This window comes from Photorhabdus viridis, from assembly GCF_040256935.1.
Classification (GTDB): Bacteria; Pseudomonadota; Gammaproteobacteria; order Enterobacterales; family Enterobacteriaceae; genus Photorhabdus; species Photorhabdus viridis.
On record NZ_JBEJZY010000102.1, the window covers coordinates 1 to 4,030 of the forward strand.

Genomic DNA, 4,030 nt, shown 5'->3' on the forward strand with positions numbered 1-4,030 from the left:
GAAGCTGTTGACCGGGGATATCAATTTGAAGGCTGGAGATGTTGAAGCGTTTAAACTCGGATTAACAGGCAGTTATCCTAATGTCCAAGCTGTTCCGTGGAACGTGGATACAGGTTTATATGATCTACAGTACCCAGGATACACTGCACATGTTGCTCACTTCTATAATGGTGTTGGGAGTTGTCCGGCTTTTCAGTTAAAAGTGGGGTATAGAAACGGAGGAATAGCTTATCGCTCTGCCCGTGATGGTTATGGTTTTGAGGAAGATTGGACTGATATTTACACAACAAGAAATAAACCCACTACAGCGGATATTCAGGCTGAACCACGCTACACTACCACGATTGATCTCACCGGTTTAAGTACTGAGCGCTATTATCCGGTCTGGTGGAGCAATCCACCTAATATCGGGGCAAATTCTTGGCTCACACTTCATCGTGCCTATCCATATGATGCAGAAAAAAAACCATTTGGTGAGGGAGTAACACATGTTGCCGGGCTACTTGTACAAATGGAAGGGGGAGACACACCATGGGGAGGGGATGCTCATTATTTAAATATTAAACGTATAAATCAAACCTATCGTAACACAGTAAAAGCGATCCGCTATGCCATGATAAGTATCGCTAGACCTATTGACGGTAAATATCCCCTCTATGGTGGTGTAAAATCTGGTGATATTACAGGTTGTTCAGTTTACAGTGGTTGTTATTTACGTGGGGGGTTAACCTATTTTGTGACCCATAACCTGACAGATTATCACAAACAAATCTATTATTCACGTGAGAATGGAGAGATTGAAATGACCCGACGTTTAAGCGCCGATATTAATTTTGAAATTAAATGGATGGTGAAATCATTTGCCGCTAACGATCCGTTATTAGGTGAAGAGTATGTGGATAGTACAATACCTTATTCTATAGAATATGACTCACGTTATCAAAAGAAATCATTGTGAGGCCATATGGTAATATTAAGCAAACTAACGGACAAAAATGGCTATGAATATGTCAATGTGCCGGCTGAACCTCATCAATTGATTTCAATGGGTTTCAGTGCGCAGGAAGCTCAAGTTTTATATCAGCAAGCCATTATCGATCAGAAAAATAAAGTAGATTATCGTCAGCGATATTATTTATTGGAGCAAGCGGCAATTAAAATAGCTCCATTACAAGATGCCATTGATTTAGGTATTGCTACCGATAACGAAGTAGCCATGCTCACAGAGTGGAAAAAATACCGCGTCACGTTAAATAGGATAGATATTACGGCACCAAATATTGAGTGGCCGGAACAACCAGAATAAAATATTAACGGCCTGTTTTTCAGGCCGTAGATTTAAAACTTATAAACTGACTTGTAGGTATCTATTGTTTCTAAAACCATTTTTTCTACATCAAACTCATTAACAGCTTTTTCTCTGGCTTTTTTAGAAAACTCTTTTAACTCTTGAAATGACAAACTAGCAATTGATTTCAAAGTATTATGTATTGATACTTCATTTCCTGCCCTTGTGATCCAACCATTAACACCATGATCAATGTTTTCTGGTAATCCACCAAAATCACTGACGATAACAGGAAGACCACAAGCCATCATTTCTCTGCAGGAAAAACTAATAGTTTCACAATCGGTAGATAATACAAAGCCAACAGAGGCATTTTTCATATAACTAATGATTGTTTTATCGTCATTTATATAACCAGTAAATTCAACATTAACATGTGAAAAAGTAATGCCGATTAATTTTTCCATATCCTTCTTATGAGGAATACGGCCTATAATTTTTACACTGAACTTATCAGACAACTCTTTATCTTTTGCTAGACATCTTATTAAGAAATGCCAGCCTTTATGTTCTGCAGTTCCAGCAGAGGAAATAAGTATTATTTTCCCTCTCTCTGTAATTTGGTGATCAACTCTCCATTTATCAATATTAATACCATTTTTAATAGTAACTGAGCGCTCATCAGAGATAAAATATGAGCATTGGTTACGTGTAGAGTCGCTAACAAAAATGACTTTTTCATTAAATCTTCTAAGTCTGATTCTTGACAACAAAGATACTGAATAATGATTATGCTTAGTATAAATTAATTTACTTTTCATTCCGAAAAATAATTTTGCTATAATAGCTATTTTATTATCAGAAGTTCCATTAGTATGAATGATGTCTATTTTATGTTCTTTTGATATTCTAGATAAAGTCTTACTGGTTTTTATAATTTGTTTCAATTTTTTAATTTTAAAGAAAAAAAATAATGGAAATATGTTATCAAATCCTAAATTAGATAATTCCTTATATAGTCTACTTTCTGGCGGGCAAGCAATGAATAAATTCCCTTCGTTATAGTTAAAATATTTAACTATATTCATTATGTATGTTGTATGACCACCACCATTTCCAGTATGAAAATTTGTAATCAAAATATTCATTATGCTTACCTATCCTAATCCCAATTTTTTATTTATTTTACCTGAAAAAACAGGGCCAATATAGGCCCTGTTTTCTATTTTTTAGGTGTTTCAGGCCACTGGATCCTATCAGGCTGAGAAGTATCTACTCTACTTAATAAAACTCTGTATTTTTTCCATGCTATCAATTGCTCAATTTCTTTATCTGTTGCTATATCTAAATCAATGGAATCCTGTAGAGGTTGGATAGTCATGTTGGTTGCAAACATTTTTTCTGTTTTTTGGTTTTCAATTTGATGTATTCTCTCTTCCAATGTATATATACGTGGTATTATCTTCTTACCATCAAAAAACCACTTACCAGATATATCCAAACTTTCAGGTATATTCTTTGATTCTATTTCTGCCACAGACAAATATATAGGAAAAAGGCTGGATATGTCTTTCGATAATGAGGTAATTATTCCTGTTTTATTAAACGTGAATTTAATTGTTTCTTCTGAAAATTCTTTTTGAATTTTATACCAGTCATTTCCTTTATCATCTTTTAGATATTGAACATATGGAATACAATCCTTTGGGGTGTAAGGGGTAAAAATCTCAGTTATCATAATCTTTATTTACCTAAATAGTTGATATTGTTACCCACGCATCATGAATATATGCTTGTACTGGACGATAATTCACTCCTGCAAGGTGTTGCCTTCCTGAACTCCACATTGTTGTATTCAAACCAACGAGAACATTACCAGCGGGTGCAGTCCAGTTTTTTGTTGCATCTACCCACCCACCTTCGGTAGCTACACTACCAAGACGCAGGTTTGCTACACCTATATTAGTTTTGTCTGCATACCGACTATCAGATTCCGCTTTGGTATATACTCCCACATCAGTTGCAGAAGGTTTGTTTTTTGTACTATATTGAATAGTCCAGGATAAGTATTTTGCCGGCCCATCCCATGTCTGTCGTGTTGCAATATCCCCGAGGTGGGAATAATATGTTTGATGAATTTGTTGATCACTATTTCTAAATACAACAAGAAATCCATACGAGTAAATTTTATAACTGTTATAAACAGGTAAATCAGTTACAGAATTAGGATCAGCTATATATACAATATAGATACCAGTTTCACGCATGTCCGAGAATTTACCATTATCGGTTACACCGTTGCGTACACTTGGAAACGCTCCCAATTCCTCCAGTGACGGCTTATTTATCGAACTATATACTCGAATACCTGGTGCTTCATACACTCCTTTGCCGGAAATATATCCTGTTGCATCCACATTCCCATTGACGAGACCACCTGATTTTGGGTAAGCCCCTTTTGCCAAATTTACGGTTTCCGCAATATCACTCGTATAAACACACTCACCTCCCGGTTTTGCACCATTATTATTGGAAAATTGTGCAAATAACCGCCCGGATGAGTTAACCCAGATCTGACCATAGTCGCTATCACCAATGCTAACCCCCTTTGCATAATTAGTAGATTCCCCACCACGGAACGGGCCGTTATATCCCAGTGTTGGTATTTCATCAATGGATCTCAGCATGGGGTAAGCCCCCACATCCCCGGCACTTAAACTGATATCCCCACTCAACGCTTTG

3 protein-coding genes and 2 pseudogenes are annotated in these 4,030 nt (G+C 36.4%); 2 read left to right on the plus strand and 3 right to left on the minus strand.

The features are described from left to right. Together ABR397_RS21990 and ABR397_RS21995 are read left to right on the plus strand one after the other, a co-directional pair. Nucleotides 1-958 (plus strand): annotated as a pseudogene (locus tag ABR397_RS21990) (hypothetical protein); the annotation flags it as partial. An 87-nt stretch (nucleotides 959-1,045) separates the two neighbouring features. Then, a complete protein-coding gene (locus ABR397_RS21995) occupies nucleotides 1,046-1,306 on the plus strand; it encodes a tail fiber assembly protein (RefSeq protein ID WP_350307579.1) in 261 nt (86 codons plus the stop codon). Nucleotides 1,307-1,338: 32 nt separating this feature from the next. On the opposite strand, the gene ABR397_RS22000 is transcribed toward ABR397_RS21995, so the two are convergent. The 3 genes and pseudogenes from ABR397_RS22000 to ABR397_RS22010 all read right to left on the minus strand — a co-directional run. Continuing rightward, complete coding sequence (locus ABR397_RS22000; protein ID WP_350307577.1) at nucleotides 1,339-2,436, minus strand: glycosyltransferase family 4 protein; 1,098 nt, start codon at nucleotides 2,434-2,436, stop codon at nucleotides 1,339-1,341. A 74-nt stretch (nucleotides 2,437-2,510) separates the two neighbouring features. After that, nucleotides 2,511-3,026: a tail fiber assembly protein gene (locus ABR397_RS22005; RefSeq protein ID WP_350307578.1), complete on the minus strand. Its 516-nt coding sequence runs from the start codon at nucleotides 3,024-3,026 to the stop codon at nucleotides 2,511-2,513. 13 nt (nucleotides 3,027-3,039) lie between these two features. Then, nucleotides 3,040-4,030 (minus strand): annotated as a pseudogene (locus tag ABR397_RS22010) (hypothetical protein); the annotation flags it as partial.

What these genes read in the sequence shown, in the direction of transcription:
- ABR397_RS22005 (WP_350307578.1), bottom strand. Translation starts at nt 3,026, where the DNA reads ATGATAACTGAGATTTTTACCCCTTACACCCCAAAGGATTGTATTCCA.
- ABR397_RS22000 (WP_350307577.1), bottom strand. Translation starts at nt 2,436, where the DNA reads ATGAATATTTTGATTACAAATTTTCATACTGGAAATGGTGGTGGTCAT.
- ABR397_RS21995 (WP_350307579.1), top strand. Translation starts at nt 1,046, where the DNA reads ATGGGTTTCAGTGCGCAGGAAGCTCAAGTTTTATATCAGCAAGCCATT.